A 19,674-nucleotide genomic window follows, 5' to 3' on the forward strand; every position below is an offset into this window, starting at 1 on the left:
ATGAAAGCAGGTAAAACCTTAAGATATAAAATCCAGCAAAGCTTACGTATTCTGCCTGCGTTGCGCTTAGTTTGGAACAGTAGTCCTCGTTTGACTATTGCTTTCGTTGCACTTTTATTGATTCAAGGTTTATTACCTTTACTTTCTCTCTACCTCACCAAACTCATTGTAGATACAGTCGCCGCCAGTGTGAATCTTGCCGACAAAGAAGCAGCCTTTAGTCGAGTATTACTTTTGCTTGGCTTCTTTGCTGCTATCACCCTAGTGACTACCGTATGTTCTTCCCTGACTGAACTAGTGTATGCTGCCCAATCTCAGCGACTCACCGACTATATGCAAAACATCCTCCATGCTAAATCAATTGAGGTAGACCTGGAGTATTACGAGAACTCTGACTATTATGATGCCTTGCAGCGAGCGCAAAAAGAAGCTCCTTCTCGACCGGGGCAAATATTACATCGTTTGGGATGGTTAGGTTTGAGTAGTATCTCTTTGATAGCGATGCTGGGGTTGCTACTGTCATTGCATTGGGGAATAGGAGTTATCTTATTTATTGCTGCGATTCCGGCGATGGTGGTGCGGGTGAAATACTCCGGCATTATGTATCATTGGCAGCGTCAAAAGACAGCCCAGGAACGCCAAGCAGGATACTTGAGCCGGATACTAACTACAGAGCAACACGCTAAAGAAATTCGCTTGTTTGATTTGGGTTCTTTCTTTAGTCAGTGGTATTTGCGTTTGCGCCGACAAATATACCAAGAAAACATAGCTATGATCAAAAGACAATCTGTGTCTAATCTTGGCGCTCAAGCAACGGCGACAACTGTAGTTTTTGCTGCCTATGGTTTTATTATTTATCAAACTATGCAAGGTACTATCCGCTTTGGTGATTTAGTCCTTTATTACCAAGCATTGCAACGGGGACAAAATGACCTGAAAAGTCTCTTGGGTGGTTTGTCTGGTTTATATGAAGACAACCTATTTCTCACCAACTTATATGAATTTCTAGACTTGAAACCAAAGGTTACAGAACCGTTAAATCCAAAACCTTTTCCCATGCCAATGCAAAATGGTATTTTGTTTAATCATGTCAGCTTTCAATATGCAAATACGAAGCGTCAGGCACTTGAGGATATTAATCTGACTATTCGCCCAGGAGAAGTTGTCGCGTTAGTAGGAGAAAACGGCTCCGGTAAGACTACTTTAATTAAACTTTTGTGTCGCTTATACGATCCTACCCTTGGTAGTATTACCATTGATGGCATAGATTTACGTCAATTTGAAATTGCTGCCCTCCGCAGTCAAATTAGCGTAATTTTTCAAGATTATACAAAATATCATCTGACTGCTAAAGAAAATATTAGGATGGCAAATATCAATCTGCCATTCACTCACGACAAAATCATTGCTGCTGCTCGTCGTTCCGGTGCTGATGATGTCATCAGTAAGCTACCTCAAGGTTACGACACCATACTCGGTAAATTGTTTGAACAAGGGGAAGAATTGAGCATCGGTCAGTGGCAAAAAATCGCTTTGGCAAGGGCATTTTTGCGAGATTCACAGTTAATTGTGTTGGATGAACCAACTAGTGCTTTAGACCCTAAAGCCGAAGAAGAGGTGTTTCAGAATTTCCGCCAACTGATTAAAAATCAAGCCGCTATTTTGATTAGCCATCGCTTATCAACCGTCAGAATGGCTGACTGTATCTACCTGATGGCAAACGGTTCAATTATTGAAAGCGGCACCCATGAAGAACTGATAAATCTGGGCAGTAGCTATGCAAACTTGTTTGAAACCCAAGCCCAACACTATAAGTAATTTATGATTACCTTAAACAAGCCTATTACTCAATTGCCAACAAAGGTTAGCCGTCCGGAAATCGAGCTACTTCTGTGTTGTACCCGAACTCATATAGACCCCGAAACAGCAGAGCGAATTAATACCATACTCCAGCAAAATATAGACTGGACATATCTCATGGAAATAGCAACACATCATGGGACGATACCACTCCTGTACCAGAGTCTCAAGACAGTTGGGAAAGAAGCTATTCCCAAAATAGTTTTAACTCAGCTTCAGAATCATTATCACACTAATGCTAGTCGCAACTTATTTTTGAGCCACGAATTGCTTAACATCCTTAAGCTTTTTGAAGCTCACAAAATTCGGGCAATTCCTTTTAAAGGTCTTGTTTTAGCTATTTCTATTTATGGCAATTTAGCCATGAGACAATTTAGCGACCTAGATATTCTGGTGAGACAACAGGATATAGTCAAAGCTCAAGAATTATTGATTGCTCAGAAATATCAACTAGAAGCTGACTACTATGGTTGGCAACAAACTTTTGTCCATAGCCAGAAACCAGAAATAGTGGTGGATCTGCACTGTGAACTGACTCCCTTATCTTACTTCCCTTTTAAACTTCCTGATTTTGAAACTTTGTGGCAACGAAGCAGTCCTTTAACCCTCAAAGGTGAATCTATCATCAAATTCTCTTGTGATGATTTGTTAATCATCCTCGCTGTACAAGTTGCCAGAGGAGTTAATGAAGGTAGAGAGTCTTTGGCTCAGATTTGCGATTTAGCTGAATTATTGCGTATTCAACAGAGATTTGATTGGGAACAATTATTGCAGAAAGTAAACAGTCTAGAACTTAAAAGACCATTCTTTATTAGTCTATTGATAGTTAACACTCTCCTGAATACCCCTTTGCCAGATCAAGTAAAGCAGGCTATTCAACAACAGATGAAAATCGATCCAACAATTTTAATTTATGCTGTACGGATGCAAAAACATCTTTTCACAAAAATTAAAAGTCCACTGATAATTAAACTTTTTTTTCAGCACCTGATGATAAATGGTCCACTCAGTAGAATGCCAGATCGCATTTATCTGGTGTGGCAATTTTTGAGTTTTATAACCAGAAAAGTAATCACTGATACTAGCCAAGCAGACCGAGAATTTTTCGCATTGCCATCTAGTTTTTCTTTCCTATACTACTTAATCCGACCAATACGATTGGTAAGCAGATACATAACTAACGTCAGTTCGGGTTAAAGAAGATTTATTCAGGAACTCATCCCTATTTATATAATATGGTGTTGCGTTACACTGCGTTTTAATGCAACCTAATGAATATGTATACTAAGTAATTAAGCAAAATTAATACTTGAGGAGAAGTTTAAAGCCTTGTGTGTGGTCAGGAAATAAAAGTATCCCTTCAAGCTTTTATAGAACGGTAGCAATTATTGCTAATGACACTAGAAATTAGTAGTAAAATTTCTGGATAAACTTTGGTAAAAAATTTCAACTTTAAGCAAAAACTGAAATTCTCACTCACTATTTGGGAAATTTCATAGTAACTGCTGTGTGATACAACGCAAAATATCAATGATGAATTCCAACAATTTCCAGAAATTAGTAGCACTTGCCAATGAATACGGGATTAATTGCCAGTCAGCCTCAGAGGAGTGCTTGGTTGCATCCTTACCTGGATACGATGATTTCTTGTTAGCTTTTACTTGGTCTGGTGCGATTGAAGGAGAACCACCAGAGCATGAATTAATTGCAATTAGCGTACAGGATATTACTCAAGAAAGGACAGTTGCAGCTTGGCAGATTCCTGCATATTTATTTGGGAACGTTTTAAGGCAAGCACAGATGCTTGTAACTGCTCATATAGATTTTATTAGATGATTTTTGAGTTGACTAGATTGGATATAAGCGCGATCAAGTAGTGGTAATAGGCATTCGCTGTTGAATATTGCCGATTTAGGCGATCGCGCATTGAAATGATGGGAAAAGGCGATGGCGTAACCGCCTGCCGTAGGCGATCGCAAAGCATAATAGCCATCATTACCAATGCTCACCACTCATTTAAATCAACTGCCCATATTATAATGAATCAGTGAATCAGTCTCAAAATGAATTACACAGGTTTAGCGATCGCTAAAATAAAAAAATATCCTCATAGATATCTGTCATCGTTAGCGTTGACGGAGTTCGCTTTTAATCTCTGCTTCTAAATATTTGGCAACCGAGAAAATGGGAGAGGTTAATTCCATACCTAAAGATAGATACAAGAAACTTTAAAAAAGTTTACATTGCTTGTGTAACTTAATGAAGTTAATAAAAACTCATGGCTGACATTGTTGATACTGCTGTAAACGCTGGTTCTTTCAACACCTTAGTTGCTGCGGTTAAGGCTGCTGGGTTAGTTGATACGCTCAAAGGTGCTGGACCATTCACCGTTTTTGCCCCTACTGATGAGGCATTTAATAAACTTCCAAAAGGTACAGTAGATGCTTTACTGAAGGATATTCCAAAACTTAAGAAAATCCTAACTTATCATGTTGTCTCAGGTAAAGTTTTAGCAGCTGATGTAGTTAAGATGAAGTCAGCTACTACTGTAGAGGGTTCTGATGTAAAAATTGACGCTTCTAATGGTGTCAAAATAAATGATGCCACTGTGGCAAAACCTGATGTTGCTGCTGATAACGGTGTTATTCACGTAATTGACACAGTGTTGATTCCTGCATAAGCAACCACTTAAAAAATAGAGAATACTATTTATGGGGCGGTGATCTAGAATCACCGCCCCATAAATGTATTTACTAAGGTATATTTACATATTCGTCTATTACATATGATAATTTACTTAGAAAGTATTCTCAGAAATTTATTGTTTTAATTAGTTTACCTTTGTGATGAACGGCCAGGTTTTTACCTAGGTTGAATAATATAGCAAAATGCTAATTATATAAAATATTGCCAAGACTGAGAGAGATGCACTAGTAAGCAAATTCAAGTGTACTTTTTGACTGTATTTGCTCCTAAGAGAGTCAACTAAAATTACACAAAGGATTTCATGAAAGCACTATTAATTTACCCTCAATTTCCCCAGTCTTTTTGGTCTTACGATCGCTTTATGAAAATTGCCGGACTAAAAGCCGTCTTACCGCCCCTGGGAATCATTACAGTAGCAGCACTTTTACCGAAGGACTGGGAAATTAGATTTTGCGATCGCAATGTTAATCTGGAAACAGAAGCTGATTGGCAGTGGTGTGACATCGTTATCCTGTCTGCAATGCTAGTGCAGAAACCAGATTTTCATGCCCTGATTCAAAAAGCGGTGCGGTTAGGTAAAAAAGTCGCCGTCGGTGGACCTTATCCCACCTCTATCCCCCAAGATGCCCTGAACTCTGGAGCGCATTATCTGGTTTTGGATGAAGGGGAGTTGACAGTTCCATTGTTTCTTGAAGCACTCAAAGATGGTAAAGAGCGAGGCATCTTTCGTTCCGTGGAAAAACCTGATGTCACTCAAAGCCCGATGCCACGTTTTGACCTGCTGCAACGGGATGCCTACTTAATGATGGCTATCCAATTTTCTCGCGGTTGCCCCTTCAATTGCGAGTTTTGCGATATTATTACACTCTACGGTCGTAAATCACGCACCAAAGAGCCTCACCAAACCATAGCCGAATTACAATATCTTTATGATTTAGGTTGGCGAGGCTCACTTTTCATTGTTGATGACAACTTTATTGGCAATCAGCGTAACGTCAAACGCTTTCTCAAAGAATTGATTCCTTGGGTGAAGCAGCACAACTACCCATTTACCTTTATCACCGAAGCTTCTGTGAATTTAGCAGAAGACGATGAACTCCTACATCTGATGAATGAAGCAGGCTTTTATGCTGTCTTTCTCGGCATTGAAACCCCTGATCAAGATAGCTTGCAAATAACACAAAAACTGCAAAATACTCGTAATCCACTCATCGAAGCCTGCCGCAAGATCAATGACGCAGGTATGCTCATCTATGCCGGATTTATCCTCGGTTTTGACGGGGAACGGCAAGGCGCAGGAGAACGAATTCAAGCTTTTGTGGAACAAACCAGTATTCCTCAACCGATGTTGGGTATCCTCCAAGCTTTGCCCAACACTGCTTTATGGAATCGTCTGCAAACAGAGCAGCGTTTAGTAGAAGGTGTTGGCGTTACTGAAGTGGGAGATCAGAATTCCTTGATGAATTTTATCCCTACCCGCCCCCTGCATGAAATTGCGCGGGAGTATGCAGAAGGATTCTGGACATTATATGAACCTAGTAACTATCTCAGACGCTGTTTTCAGCAATGTCTCAGTATTAATTCACCTCCTGAGCGCAAGCAAACTATGCAATTTTCGCCAGGGAAGGGATTGCAGATTGTGGCTCAGGTTATCTGGCTTCAGGGCTTACGCCGACCTGAAATTCGCTGGCAGTTTTGGCGACAACTCTGGACAATTCTGCTCAAAAAGCCTCAAGTTCTCAATATGTATTTAGGTCTGTGCGCGGCGGGGGAACATTTTTGGGAGTACCGTACTTTAGCTAGGGAACGGATTACTCAACAATTAGGCTACGATCCACTTAACGTCCCTGTGTTACCAGAGCCAGAAAGAAGAACTCAAGCCCCAGTTTGTTGACAAAACTGGGGCTTGAGTCCTGAAAGCTTATACAATCACAGTCACATTACTATTAGTGAGTGCCGCTTTATTCGATAACAAACCTATCTGAATTTTGGCTGTATTGCCAATACCATCTTCATCAAAGAAAAGTTGACCTGTAGTATTGTCGTAGATAAAGCGATCGCTCGCTGCTACGGCACTACTACCAAGACGGAATAAACCAGGATCAAGTGTACCCAAAGCTTGACTGATTCCAAATTCTGACTTGGAGATCAAGATTGTATCCTGCCCAACTTTAAAGTCAGTAATGGTATCAAAATCTCCACTACGAGTATCACTCAAATAGAAGCGATCGCGGCCGTTACCGCCATTGAATAAATCGCTTCCCTTACCACCAACTAGTAGATCATCGCCATTACCACCGATTAAAGTATCATTACCATCACCACCAAACAAGGTGTCATTACCGTTACCACCATTTAGATAGTCGTCTCCGTCACCACCAAACAAGGTGTCATTGCCGTTACCACCATTTAGATAGTCGTCTCCGTCACCACCAAACAAGGTATCATTGCCGTTACCGCCATCTAGATAGTCGTCTCCGTCACCACCAAACAAGGTGTCATTACCGTTACCGCCATCTAGATAGTCGTCTCCGTCACCACCAAACAAGGTGTCATTACCGTTACCGCCATTTAGATAGTCGTCTCCGTCACCACCAAACAAGGTGTCATCACCATTACCACCTAGTAAAGTATCATTGCCACCCAGACCCCGGATCAGATCATTCTTGTTAGTACCTGTGAGAATATCGTTACCAGGAGTGCCAATAATGTCGCCACTGGCGTTGATAGTTACGTTCACCGATGCTGTTGCTGTGCCACCTTTACCATCGTTGATAGAGTAAGTGAAACTATCACTATCAACGTAGCCGAGATTCGGAGTGTAGGTAATAAAGTCATCAGCAAAGTTGCTCGGCGTACCATTGTCATTGACAACAGCAACACCATTAGCAGGTGTAGATACCAAACTCAGTTGTAGAGGATCACCATTGACATCACTGTCATTAGCCAGGACGTTAATATCAACTGCTGTGTTTTCATCAGTAACAGCAGTATCATTCCCCGCTACTGGTGCAGTATTGAGATTTAGCCCTACAATTACTGGGTCGTGGTCTGAAGAACGGAAAGCATCAGGACTGTATAAACTACTTTGTTGTCCTACTGATTTAAAGTTGGTGTTGTAGTCCAAAACATTTGGTTCATCGGCGTTAATGTGCCATTTTGCAGCACCAGTTACTTGGGATGTTAAAGAACCATTAGCTAAAGCATGGTCTAAAGAACCCCATTGACCATCAAACACATAGGAGTAGGAAGTATTGGGTACTAGATTGTTGTATCCGGCATTTTCCAAAGCCTTAATTGGGTCTTCCTGGGCGTAGGCGTTGATATCACCGAGAATCAGGTAATCTGTGTCAGTCGTACCTGTGGGATTGGTTGCTAACCATGTGGCTAAATCTTCAGATGCACGAGTCCTTGTACCATTAGATAAACCTTGACCATCACCAGCGTCAGCATCACCAGGATTCCCAGAACTCGAACCCTTGGATTTGAAGTGATTAATTACAGCAGTAAATTCTTCACCAGTGGAGTTTTGCAGGAAAGATTGAGCTAGGGGTTTACGGTTGTTGTTATCAAAAGCACCTTGACCAAAGCCATCAGAGACTGTGGCTGCTGCACCGATGGGCGTAACACTACCGGGTTTATAGATAAAACCAACTGCGATCGCATCCGTACCGAGTTGGGGCATTCCTGGATCAATTAAGGCATAAGTACCAGCACCGGCCACAGCATTTAGTCCATTAACTAAATCTTGAATAGCACTATTTGCACTATAGCCATCATTCTCAATTTCAATCAGACCGACAACATCGGCATTTAATCCCAAAATAGCAGCGATCGTTTTGTCACGCTGACGGTTAAACTCAGTCAGGTTTTCTGCACCCCGTTGTTCAGGACTGGTAAAGCCGCTACCAGTACCATTACCGTTGAAGTAGTTTAGAACGTTAAAGCTGGCAACTTTCAGCGTCCCACCGACATCTGGTTTATTCTCTGGACGGGGATTAGCTGGTGTAAAGTCCGCACCAGTGGAGGTTTGAACACGATAACCTTCAAAACGATGGTCTAAAACACCAGTGATATTAGCAACCGTATCACCACCCCGGAGAGTATTGCTAGGACTTAAAGGTTCACCACCACGACCAAAAATAATTGGGTCAGGGTTTTGAATCCCTCTACCGTCATCCAGGATAATCCGGCGTGTGGCAATATCTTGTAAATAAGCAGAGTAACCAGCAACACTGGGGTCATTGAATTGGGTATATTGTTCTAGTCTTGCGTCTGTACCTGGTTGGTCACTAGCACCAGTTGCTGACAGTACGACCTGACCAAAACGACCTAGTTGAAAATGTTCGGTGACAGTTAAATTACCACTCATAGCACTGACATTTACCAGCATCCCCTCGTAGCGTTCCAAATCTGCGACGCTAGTCACAGGAAACTGGATGTTAGTAGCTGTAGGTAATATGTCTGCACCCAAGTTAATCAAGCTGCTGACGTTAGAAAGTTGGGTGAGGCTACTGGTACTGCTGCTGGTAAATTCGCTCACAGTTCCAGTCACTCGGACTTTATCACCAACGCCACCAGAAAACTGTCCTGTGGGGTCGAAAACAAAGATCCCTTCGGAAGTTGTGGGGTCATTATCAGCATCTGCATCTTCTTCTTGGATAAAGAAGCCATTCAAACCAGAACTACCAGGGAACGCTGCAACGACAATCCCCTCAATCGTGCGAATCCCACCGAAGTCAGAATTGAAGGTTGCACCGCTACCTTGAATCTGGTGGATTTTGGTAACACTCAGGGAAACATCATTATCAGTAATAGTTGCAATGACTGAACCAATATTTAGACCGTTGTAGTTAGTATCTCCACTAGTCACAATATGGTTAATAACACTGCTGTGTGTACCTTCCACTAAATCATCATCAACTGCAATTACTGTCACAGGTTGGGGTATATTCCAGTTGAGAGGGGTGAAGGTGAGGATTGTAGCACTGGTTGTAGTTTGGGAATCGGGGGTGATGGTAACTATGACATCTGCCGTTGGCTGGGTATTCAGCACGATGGTATAGCTATCCGTTTCCCCACCTTCGGTGACATTGGTACTACCTCCAGACTCAATCAAGGTGATACTAGGTAATGGGGCGGTGGAAACTTGTAAATCATCAATTCCCAAACCATGATCTGTACCTGGATGGTCAATATCAACCCAACGCAACCATATTTCTTCACCAGGATTGAGAGATAAACTGCTAATCGTTCCTGAAATTAAACTGCGGTTGGTACTTAAATTACCATTGAGTGCGCCAGCAGCCGCGTTGTTGACAAGACTAGTAAAGTCGAGATTGTTGACATCAATCCAGTTACCACCAGTTAAGCTGGTTGCAGTGATTTGGTATTGGAAATCAATAGTTTGAGGATTGGAGGTAGCACCACCACTGCGCCATTGTTCGCCGTAATAGCTAACATACAGCTGATCAATTACATTGCTGGTGTCGTTGAAGAATCTTGCACCCCAGAAGAAATTACCTGCGGCTGCGTTACCTGAACCGATAGAACCTAAAGCGCGGTCTGAATCTAAACCGAAACTGTAGAGATTACCTGCGGTGCTGCTTCCAGTTGAGGCCGCAATTGTGGTGCCAGTTCCGGTTCTAGCAGTATACCAACCAGCGATTGTAGTGCTATCAGTCCAGGTTTCCAAACCCGAATTAATCAGATTATTAAAGTCTTGGGAGTAGGGAGTATTGAGGGAAATTGACCCGGTTGGTGTGGTCAAGATAGGAGAACTCAAGTTAATGACTTCGCTGCGGAATTTTTGGAAGTTGTCTTGAGATAAGTCTTTGGAAATTGTGCCGTTGTTGTACCATACGGTATCGCCGTTATCTACTAGTAGTTGAATTTGGGTAGTGCCAGTCAGGGAATCTGGAACTTCTACAATGGATTCAAAGCTACCGTTAGCAATCAACGCTGTTAAATCGGCAGTACGTAAGACAGGGGCATCAGTAGGATTACCAGTCCAAGTGTAGAGACGGAAATCATTAGGTGCATTTCCTGTAGACCCACCGGCGGGGCCAGCAATAATGATGTATTGGTTACTAGAGTTACGCTCGATACTGCGGATACCACGTCCGCCCAAATCTAAAAAGATAGGCGCACCAAAGTTTGCAGAACCAGATGTACCACCTGCAACATTGAGAATGGTGGTAAAGTTAGTAACTGGAATAATTAACGCTTGATTACGTTCTGGTATGGGTTGATTGGGCGCACGGAAGGCAATATAAGCAGTATTACCATCAGGTGCAATTGTCAAGCCTTCAATATTGAAACCGCTACGAATTTCTGGGGAAATGCCATTGGCTGCACTGTCCGCTAGTCCCAGATAACCAGCACCTAAACCATGACCGTTGCCATTATCCCAGGCAATTAAATCATCTTCGAGGAATTGGTAATATCCTTGGAAGGTGAGGGTGGTATTGACTCCTGTTCCAGAAATCTGAGTGGCAAAAATCCGTTCGCGATTGGGTGCGTCGTTACCACTACTGTTGTTGCTGTGAGAACCCATCCAGTAAATTACATCACCAATCCGGGTTGAGGCTTCAATGTCTACTTCACTAGAACCGGATAATCCCAGCAATGAGGTGAAATTAAAGCTGGCTAATGGTAAACCGGAATTATGGCGATCGTACAGCCGAATTGTTTGATCTTCGTCGTCGGCAACGAACATATAATTAGCATCAATAGCGATCGCACTAGAAGCGTCACTCGTACCTGTTAAGAAGCGGGTACTAGGATTTATAGATCCGGTTGAAGCAGCGTAGTTAATGATGTAGGAACTGCTGAGTGTACCGTCACTAACAGTAACAGTAATATTTGCTAAACCCACACCAGTCGGATCAATTTTCAGATTCCGTTCTGCACCTGTACCAATTAAAGTCAGGTTGGCATTAGGAACAACTGCTTGATTACTGCTGGTGACAGTGACTGTAAGATTATCAATTGCCGTATCAGGGTCACTCAGAGTAAAATCAATACCTAGTGTCTTTACTGGATCAGTAGGATCGTTAATTACCCCACTAATTGCACCAGCACCAGTGATAGGTAGGGGAACTGGTAAGTTTTGTCCATCTAGGAAATCAGTTGTGCTAAGATTTACCTCAATTCTTGGTGCGCCAACAGTTGATGTGGGATTAGGAATGTAAGTACCTGGGTTGCCAATATCGCCACCTATAGATACGCGAGAATTTTGGGCATCATTAACTGTGGAAAGCTTCCAATCATTAGTAATTGTGAAAGAATCGAGATTTGCTGCTTCCGTCCAACCACTGGCGTTCTGTGTACGAATAGTCCCTGCAAATCCTTGATCGTTGTAGATGAGGCGATCTATCAACTCTCCATTATTATCGTACAGGTTAATCTCATCCTCACGTCCCAAACCTTGGTTAGAGTTACCGATGATTTTCACTGAGTCAGATAATCCCCAATCTGTGCGGAATGCTTCGGCTGAGGCTTCTGTTAAAATTACTGATTCTCCCGGCTGGATAATACCAAAAGCACTCAGATTGAACGACCCAGGAATGCGAGTATTGTCGTCGTAACTCCAACCAGTAAAGTCTACTGCTGTAGTGCCAAGGTTGGTAAATTCTACAAACTCTCCATTTGCACCGGTGTACATATACTCGGTGATTTGGATATTAACGTTGGTGTTGGGTGGTGCGTCGTTGTCAGTTATGTTGACGATGATGTTAGCGATTGCGCCGAGCGCAGTGCCGGAGGCAATCGCCACCCCATTATAATTAGCGTCACTACTGCTAACATTATGAGCAATTGTACCTGTATGTGTACCTTCAATTACGTCATCATCGACAGCTGCAACGGTAACGATTTGAGCAACATTCCAGTTCTGAGGTGTAAAAGTCAATGTTGGCGAACTGGTTGTCACTTGATTATCAACACTGATGCTAATAGTGACATCTGCTGTGGGCTGTGTTTTCAGTACGATTGTGTAGCTATCTGTAGCACCATCTTCAGTTACATCAGTGCTACCCCCAGATTGAATAATGGTTATACCAGGGACGGGTGTAAAGTTAATGGTATAGAAGCCTGGGTTGCCAATATCACCACCAGATGAAGCGTAGGAACTCTGGGCATCATTTTCAGTAGAGAATATCCAATCAGTATTAATATTGACAGCATCTAGATTTGTTGGATCAGTCCAGCCACTGATTGCCTGAGTGCGAATTGTCCCCGGAAAGACTGTATCTCCATAGGTGAGGCGGTCTATCAGATTTCCGTTATTATCATATATGTTAATTTCATCAGCCCGTCCCAGATTTCTTGTCAGTCCGCCAATTATCTTAACGTCAGCAGACAATCCCCATGCTGCACGGAAAGCTTCTTCAGTCGCTTCTGTGAGGATAACTGATTCTCCAGGCTGAACAATCCCAAAAGCACTTAAATCAACCGTACCAGGTGTTCGACCACTATCATCGTAACTCCAACTAGTAAAGTCTACTCCCGTAGCACCAAGGTTGGTAAACTCCATAAATTCACCGTTAGTACCTTGGTACATATACTCGGTGATTTGGATATTTGGTAAAGGTTGAGAAAGCGTAAATAATGATGCCCAATTAGCAATGTCAGTTACGGTGGAACTAGCAGTCCAGTTTGCTGGGTTGGAGATAGCAGCTAGAAGTTCTGCCTGAGTTCCAGAAGTAGAACCGCTATAGTAGCCATTTGTGCCATTAGTAGTTATTGCTACTGTTGAAATACCAGTTTCCAATGTGCCACCATTAGCAGCAGTGGGTTCAGCAGATGTGGCCGCGCTAGTTGCATTAGTCCAGTTGCCAGAATTCAGTGCATAAATTAAAGTTGGACTGTTTAATGTCCCTGTATAGATAATTAGCGAGTCACCACTAGCATTGAGGGCAAAATTGCTAGGACTATTGGAGTTAAATCCTGGTGAATTATTGTTATTTACGTTTCCATTTGTCCACGTGAGAACCGTACCCGCAGCTATATCTGTTGGTGCAGTGTAGGTAAGAATTCCCTCTCCAGTTCTGAAGCTACCACTAGACTGCCAGCCATTATCTGTAATGTTGAAAGTTGTACCAGCACCAATATCTACTAGCACCACTAACCTGATGCTATCAGGATTAGTAGTGTTATAACCAGCGATCGCAATATCCCCAGAGTTCAGAATTGTAGCTGTCATGATTGTACGCCAGTAAAAAATCAATGCAAAATGTTGGCCTATGCTTGAATAGGTCTTACTAGCTTTTTATATTTTTGTTGACTACAAAAAATTAATGCCCAGTAATTTTATTCGTGTAAATAGGCACTAAAAATTTACTGAATAAAGATTAAGAGAATACTAGGAAAAGGTAAAATAACTAATTATTTACAAATAATATTTTGCATAAGAAAGTTCTGGTAGTATTAAAATACCAGAAGCCTACACTAACCTGTTATCAGGCGGTGTAGGTTGTTTACTCCGAGAAAAATTTGCTTGAGATTGGGTCTTGTTTGAGGGATTGAACAAAATCGCTTAAGGTCATTACTTTGCCATTTAAGGTGAACTTAGGAGTGCCATTTTGAGAAACAATTCTCACTTCACCGCCTTGAATTTGAATCTTATTTTTAATACTGTCCCATAGAGTCTCGAAGCTTTCATCATCTTTGCAACCATTAGCTTCCAGGAAATTTTGACGCACTTCTATTTTGAGCGATCGCGCTTCTGCTGCTTGGTTGCGCTCCTCAAAATGCTTAATTACATCTTCATCAACACTTTCTCTCAAGATTTTGTTTTCAGCCTGAACTTCCGCTAACTGAGTTTTTATAGCTTGCAGTTGTGAAATTAAAATGGCTGATCTCTGGTATTCAAGTTTTAACGCTTCCTTAGCAGCAGTTAATAAGGCTCTATAATCTAACGGCTTTTCTGGTTGAACTTTTTCGGATTCCATATTTATCTCGCGATCGTATTCATTCAGTATTACCCAGAACCAACATCAGTAACCAAACAGTATTGAAAACTGACTCCCGCTACAAACTGAATTAATCCTATCAGTATAGACAACTGCTTTGTAGAGATGTGATTAATCGCGGCTCTAATTACATGATGCTGCATTGGGAAAATTTTATAAATTCGATTGTAATTTGTATCCGTTTTGTATCAAAATTATCTGTAATTCTGTAATTATTCTGCTTTATGTATTTTGACATTCAAAACCTCCATACCTTGTGTTGTTGATGAATTTCAACTAATCAGCCACACAATTAACAATGATTATTATTGTTTGATGTGGGGAAGACACTAAAACATTGATGTTGTTGTACTTGATGGCATCTCAAGATTAGTGAGAAAAATTTAAATTTTGTCCAAATTTAATTATTAAAATTTCTAATGTTAAAGGCTAAGTTATTTTAAATAATATATATGTTTATGAAAAAAATTGACTAATGCTACCTAGTTGTGCTAACAATAAATATTTGTGACTACCTAATAAAACCTTCAAATTATGTAGCCTGTTGCATATAGTCACAGCCTAGAAATGCTGATAAAGTACAACTCCTCAGTACAGCAGCCATATAAAAACAAATAACAAAATAACAGTTAGCCTATCAACATGGGTGATAGTTCTTGGATGTTTATTATCTTTATACAGGCATCCAAAAGAATAGCCTGTGCTAAAATCAGCGTACCGGCACGACGCAGGTGATGGGAAAAATGCCATGTTTGAACGCTTCACAGAAAAAGCCATTAAGGTAATCATGCTGGCCCAAGAAGAGGCCCGCCGTTTAGGTCACAACTTCGTTGGAACTGAGCAGATCCTCCTGGGTCTGATTGGGGAAGGCACAGGAGTTGCGGCCAAAGTGCTGAAATCGATGGGTGTCAATCTCAAAGATGCCCGCATTGAGGTAGAAAAAATCATAGGCCGGGGTTCAGGCTTTGTGGCCGTGGAAATTCCGTTTACGCCACGGGCAAAGCGGGTTCTGGAACTATCCCTGGAAGAAGCGCGCCAATTAGGGCATAACTACATTGGCACCGAGCATCTGCTGTTGGGCCTGATCCGGGAAGGGGAAGGTGTAGCAGCCAGGGTGCTAGAAAACCTGGGGGTGGATCTATCAAAGGTCAGAACTCAAGTCATTCGGATGTTGGGAGAAACCGCCGAGGTTTCAGCGACCGGCCAGTCTGGGCGCACTAAGACACCAACTTTGGATGAATTTGGCTCGAACCTGACCCAAATGGCCACGGATAACAAACTCGATCCTGTGGTGGGACGCGCCAAGGAAATCGAGCGTGTAATTCAGATTTTGGGTCGCCGGACAAAAAATAATCCAGTTTTGATTGGTGAACCTGGGGTGGGTAAAACCGCGATCGCCGAAGGTTTGGCATCACGCATCGCTAACAAAGATATCCCCGATATCTTAGAAGATAAGCGTGTTGTCACCTTAGATATCGGTTTGCTCGTCGCAGGCACTAAATACCGGGGGGAATTTGAAGAACGCCTGAAGAAAATCATGGATGAGATTCGCCAGGCGGGTAATGTAATTCTCGTAATAGACGAAGTACACACCCTCATTGGTGCAGGTGCAGCCGAAGGGGCGATTGATGCAGCGAATATCCTCAAGCCAGCTTTGGCGAGAGGAGAATTGCAATGTATCGGTGCGACAACCCTGGATGAGTACCGCAAGCACATTGAACGGGATGCTGCGTTAGAACGCCGCTTCCAACCAGTCATGGTAGGTGAGCCTTCCGTCGATGAAACAATAGAAATTTTATATGGTTTGCGCGATCGCTACGAGCAACACCACAAGCTGAAAATCTCCGATGAAGCTTTAGTCGCGGCGGCGAAATTATCAGATCGTTATATTAGCGATCGCTATCTGCCAGACAAAGCCATCGACTTGGTTGATGAAGCAGGTTCGCGCGTGCGGTTAATCAACTCCCAACTGCCCCCCGCAGCCAAAGAGTTAGATAAAGAACTGCGCCAAATCTTAAAAGAAAAAGATGATGCAGTCCGTTCCCAAGACTTTGATAGAGCTGGGGAACTGCGCGATCGCGAAATGGAAATAAAAGGCGAAATTCGCGCGATCGCCCAAAACAAAACCAACAGTGCTGGTGGTGACGGACTAGAACCCGTTGTCACCGAAGAAGACATCGCCCACATCGTTGCTTCCTGGACTGGCGTACCGGTGAACAAACTCACCGAATCCGAATCCGAGAAGTTGCTGCACATGGAAGACACCTTGCATCAGCGACTCATCGGTCAAGAAGAAGCGGTGAAAGCAGTTTCACGGGCTATCCGTCGCGCTCGTGTTGGTTTGAAAAATCCCAACCGACCGATTGCGAGCTTTGTCTTCTCCGGGCCGACTGGTGTTGGTAAAACCGAATTGGCGAAATCCTTGGCTTCATACTTCTTCGGTTCAGAAGAAGCGATGATCCGCCTGGATATGTCCGAATATATGGAACGCCACACAGTCAGCAAGTTGATTGGTTCACCTCCTGGTTATGTTGGTTATAACGAAGGCGGACAATTAACAGAAGCTGTGCGCCGTCGTCCTTACACTGTGGTGCTGTTCGACGAAATCGAAAAAGCCCACCCCGATGTCTTTAATATGCTGCTGCAAATTTTAGAAGACGGTCGGTTAACAGACGCGAAAGGACGCACCGTTGACTTCAAGAACACCTTGCTGATTTTGACATCCAACATCGGTTCTAAGGTAATTGAAAAAGGTGGTGGTGGTATCGGCTTCGAGTTCTCCGAAGATCAAACCGAAACACAATACAACCGTATTCGCTCCTTGGTGAACGAAGAACTGAAGCAATACTTCCGTCCTGAATTCCTCAACCGCCTAGATGAGATTATCGTCTTCCGTCAATTGAGCAAGCTGGAAGTTACCGAAATTGCGGACATCATGCTCAAAGAAGTATTTGGTCGCTTGACAGAAAAAGGTATAACCTTAGAAGTTAGCGATCGCTTCAAAGACCGACTCATCGAAGAAGGTTACAGTCCCAGCTACGGTGCAAGGCCGTTACGGCGGGCAATTATGCGCCTGTTGGAAGATAGCTTGGCTGAAGAAATTCTGTCTGGTCGCATCAAGGATGGCGATGTCGCCCTAATTGATATTGATGAAAACGGCAATGTCCAAGTTACTTCTCAACAGCGTCGGGAATTGTTACCCCAAGGTGTTGAGTCTTAGTTAAAGTTTGAGATTTGATTCTCAAATAAAAATTAGCAAACGGTAGAGAAATTTATTCTCTACCGTTTTTCTTTGCTGCGAGTATCTTAATACGGTTCGGTTAAGTGAATAGTAGGTTGGGTTGAGCGATAGCGAAACCCAACAAAGTCTTGATAATGTTGGTTATCCTGCGGGAAGGCTGCGCCAACGTTCCTCAAACCTTACCCGCGCATCAAAAATAATTTCATTGGCCATATCCATGACATCATTAACTACATCTTCGGCAGTGAATTCATCATTGATATACTGATTTAGTGACTTAAACTTTTCTATGGAGATGTTACCCATTAGTTGGTTATCCCAATCTTGCAACATTTCATCAAAAACTCTTTTTGCATCACCACTAGTACACACAATCGGAATTACGGGAATTTTTTCTTGTTTGGCGTATAGATAAGTTTCATAAGTGCCGCCCAGTCCTCCTAGAAGGATGACTAAATCTGACTGTTGCAAACACTTGAGCCACTCATTTATTCCTGTTTCTGTATATTGTACAGTTCCACCTCTAAACATGGGCTGAGTTCCATGTAAAACTATTTGTGTTAGCTTCTGGGAAAGAGGAATATTTTTTTGTGCTAGTTTATTAGCAAAGCTTTCAGATACTATATAGTCTACGCCTTGCCAACCACCTGTAATCAGATTGTAATCATACGCTGCTATTTTTTCACCGAGTTTTTTGGCTGTCAGATGCACTTCTAGAGGTAGTTGATAGTTACCTGTACCAGCTACTAAAATGCTCTTTTTATTTCTCATCTTTGCAGCATCATTTTTAATAGCTGAGGTAAGCTGCTCGATAAACAAATCAAAATTTTTCGCTGGATCAATGCTGAGTTTATCAGCTACAAAAAGGATAAAATCATCAACTTTGTGAGAAATGTCTCTAATTTTATCAGCTACACTATTCATGGCTGAATCGGCATTAAGTTGCAAATCAGCATTGATGATATCATCTATTTTTTGTGCTTGTTTCTTCCAGTAATTTATATATTTAAATTGTCCATCTTTACTGTAAATATCGGCATCTTCTAATACTATCGGGAATATTTTTTGTTCATAATTTTTAGATTTCATAATCTCCATAGCTTCAAACATACAGTATTCTGATTGCAAATATTTGTCGCTGACAACTACAATTACATAGTTACCACACCCAATTTCTCGCATGAAATTCTGTATACTTTTGCCTAAAGATAAATGATTGCGATCGCGGATTAATTTATAGTTTTGAGCTAGCAGTGTTGCGCAAATTTTATCTACCAACTCTTCTCGCCGCTTACCTGATTCGCTTCTGTCGTCTTTCCAGGCATAAGATAGATATATTTCATTCATATAATTTACAAGATATATAATTCAAACAAAAATAAAAATGGTGGCTAGTTACCACCATGTTGTTAATAATGAATTTATTGCAAAAAATCCTTGGTGAGCTTATGATTAATAAGTATGTCCATATCATATTCAATATTGTCTAACATGATGGAAAAATTGGTTCTATCATATTCTCCCTCAGCAAAAGTTTCTAAAAATAAATCATTTTCTTCTCCATAAACATAGGCTTTCATAAATAAAAATTCTGAATTTAATTCATTGATATATTCTAAAATGTGTATCCTTTTAATATTTGCTTCACAGGAATAAATTGTTCTGATTAATACTCCTCTAGCATCAATATATCTAAGCATTAAATTATGCTTTCTAGGGTGACGACAAAAAAGTAAGTCGTCATCTTCTTCAACATGATATCCATTAAATTCCAAATGGTTACGGTATCTAGCTAAAGCATGAGCCACAGATTCACTAATATTAAGTTCTGACATAACTTATAGGCCTCAGAGATGTGTCTAGCTGATGAGCTAAATTTATTATTCCCTGAGA

At 41.8% G+C, this 19,674-nt stretch carries 11 protein-coding genes; 6 read left to right on the forward strand and 5 right to left on the reverse strand.

The genetic code is table 11. The features are described 5' to 3' along the window. The 3 genes from ACM0OR_RS05220 to ACM0OR_RS05230 all read left to right on the forward strand — a co-directional run bounded on the left by ACM0OR_RS05220 (position 1) and on the right by ACM0OR_RS05230 (position 3,696). The gene (locus ACM0OR_RS05220; RefSeq protein WP_414575296.1) at positions 1-1,818 is read left to right on the forward strand and encodes an ABC transporter ATP-binding protein; all 1,818 of its coding nucleotides are present in this window, start codon (positions 1-3) and stop codon (positions 1,816-1,818) included. Positions 1,819-1,821: 3 nt separating this feature from the next. After that, positions 1,822-3,057 (forward strand): nucleotidyltransferase family protein, encoded by a 1,236-nt coding sequence (locus ACM0OR_RS05225; RefSeq protein ID WP_414575297.1) that lies wholly within the window; start codon positions 1,822-1,824, stop codon positions 3,055-3,057. A gap of 333 nt (positions 3,058-3,390) precedes the next feature. Then, on the forward strand, positions 3,391-3,696 hold the full coding sequence (locus ACM0OR_RS05230) for a hypothetical protein (RefSeq protein WP_414575298.1): 306 nt from the start codon (positions 3,391-3,393) through the stop codon (positions 3,694-3,696). Here ACM0OR_RS05230 and ACM0OR_RS05235 read toward each other — a convergent pair. Continuing rightward, the gene (locus ACM0OR_RS05235) at positions 3,675-3,869 is read right to left on the reverse strand and encodes a hypothetical protein (RefSeq protein WP_414575299.1); all 195 of its coding nucleotides are present in this window, start codon (positions 3,867-3,869) and stop codon (positions 3,675-3,677) included. The two genes, ACM0OR_RS05230 and ACM0OR_RS05235, sit on opposite strands and share 22 nt — an antisense overlap. A 269-nt stretch (positions 3,870-4,138) precedes the next feature. Here ACM0OR_RS05235 and ACM0OR_RS05240 point away from each other — a divergent pair, with 269 nt between their 5' ends. After that, complete coding sequence (locus ACM0OR_RS05240; RefSeq protein ID WP_414575300.1) at positions 4,139-4,540, forward strand: fasciclin domain-containing protein; 402 nt, start codon at positions 4,139-4,141, stop codon at positions 4,538-4,540. A gap of 327 nt (positions 4,541-4,867) precedes the next feature. Beyond that, positions 4,868-6,460: a B12-binding domain-containing radical SAM protein gene (locus tag ACM0OR_RS05245; RefSeq protein ID WP_414575301.1), complete on the forward strand. Its 1,593-nt coding sequence runs from the start codon at positions 4,868-4,870 to the stop codon at positions 6,458-6,460. 27 nt (positions 6,461-6,487) lie between these two features. Here the strand turns inward: ACM0OR_RS05245 and ACM0OR_RS05250 are convergent, their stop codons facing one another. Both ACM0OR_RS05250 and ACM0OR_RS05255 read right to left on the reverse strand, forming a co-directional pair. After that, on the reverse strand, positions 6,488-13,771 hold the full coding sequence (locus tag ACM0OR_RS05250; protein WP_414575302.1) for an ExeM/NucH family extracellular endonuclease: 7,284 nt from the start codon (positions 13,769-13,771) through the stop codon (positions 6,488-6,490). 274 nt (positions 13,772-14,045) lie between these two features. After that, positions 14,046-14,519: a hypothetical protein gene (locus tag ACM0OR_RS05255; RefSeq protein WP_414575304.1), complete on the reverse strand. Its 474-nt coding sequence runs from the start codon at positions 14,517-14,519 to the stop codon at positions 14,046-14,048. Between the two features lie 769 nt (positions 14,520-15,288). On the opposite strand from ACM0OR_RS05255, the gene ACM0OR_RS05260 reads away from it, so the two are divergent. Then, complete coding sequence (locus tag ACM0OR_RS05260; RefSeq protein ID WP_190696579.1) at positions 15,289-17,760, forward strand: ATP-dependent Clp protease ATP-binding subunit; 2,472 nt, start codon at positions 15,289-15,291, stop codon at positions 17,758-17,760. 162 nt (positions 17,761-17,922) lie between these two features. Here ACM0OR_RS05260 and ACM0OR_RS05265 read toward each other — a convergent pair whose 3' ends face one another. Continuing rightward, positions 17,923-19,128, reverse strand: coding sequence for a TIR domain-containing protein (locus tag ACM0OR_RS05265; RefSeq protein ID WP_414575305.1), 1,206 nt, complete (start codon positions 19,126-19,128; stop codon positions 17,923-17,925). A 74-nt stretch (positions 19,129-19,202) separates the two neighbouring features. Further along, positions 19,203-19,616, reverse strand: coding sequence for a DNA mismatch repair protein (locus ACM0OR_RS05270; RefSeq protein ID WP_190695466.1), 414 nt, complete (start codon positions 19,614-19,616; stop codon positions 19,203-19,205). Positions 19,617-19,674 lie beyond the last annotated feature (58 nt).

Origin of the sequence: Anabaena sp. CCY 9402-a (assembly GCF_963920945.1) — a bacterium.
In the GTDB taxonomy this organism is placed as follows: Bacteria; Cyanobacteriota; Cyanobacteriia; order Cyanobacteriales; family Nostocaceae; genus Trichormus; species Trichormus minutissimus.

Coding starts and splice junctions, on each gene's coding strand:
- ACM0OR_RS05250 (WP_414575302.1), bottom strand. CDS start 13,771: ATGACAGCTACAATTCTGAACTCTGGGGATATTGCGATCGCTGGTTAT.
- ACM0OR_RS05240 (WP_414575300.1), top strand. CDS start 4,139: ATGGCTGACATTGTTGATACTGCTGTAAACGCTGGTTCTTTCAACACC.
- ACM0OR_RS05225 (WP_414575297.1), top strand. CDS start 1,822: ATGATTACCTTAAACAAGCCTATTACTCAATTGCCAACAAAGGTTAGC.
- ACM0OR_RS05245 (WP_414575301.1), top strand. CDS start 4,868: ATGAAAGCACTATTAATTTACCCTCAATTTCCCCAGTCTTTTTGGTCT.
- ACM0OR_RS05265 (WP_414575305.1), bottom strand. CDS start 19,128: ATGAATGAAATATATCTATCTTATGCCTGGAAAGACGACAGAAGCGAA.
- ACM0OR_RS05270 (WP_190695466.1), bottom strand. CDS start 19,616: ATGTCAGAACTTAATATTAGTGAATCTGTGGCTCATGCTTTAGCTAGA.
- ACM0OR_RS05260 (WP_190696579.1), top strand. CDS start 15,289: ATGTTTGAACGCTTCACAGAAAAAGCCATTAAGGTAATCATGCTGGCC.
- ACM0OR_RS05230 (WP_414575298.1), top strand. CDS start 3,391: ATGATGAATTCCAACAATTTCCAGAAATTAGTAGCACTTGCCAATGAA.
- ACM0OR_RS05255 (WP_414575304.1), bottom strand. CDS start 14,519: ATGGAATCCGAAAAAGTTCAACCAGAAAAGCCGTTAGATTATAGAGCC.
- ACM0OR_RS05220 (WP_414575296.1), top strand. CDS start 1: ATGAAAGCAGGTAAAACCTTAAGATATAAAATCCAGCAAAGCTTACGT.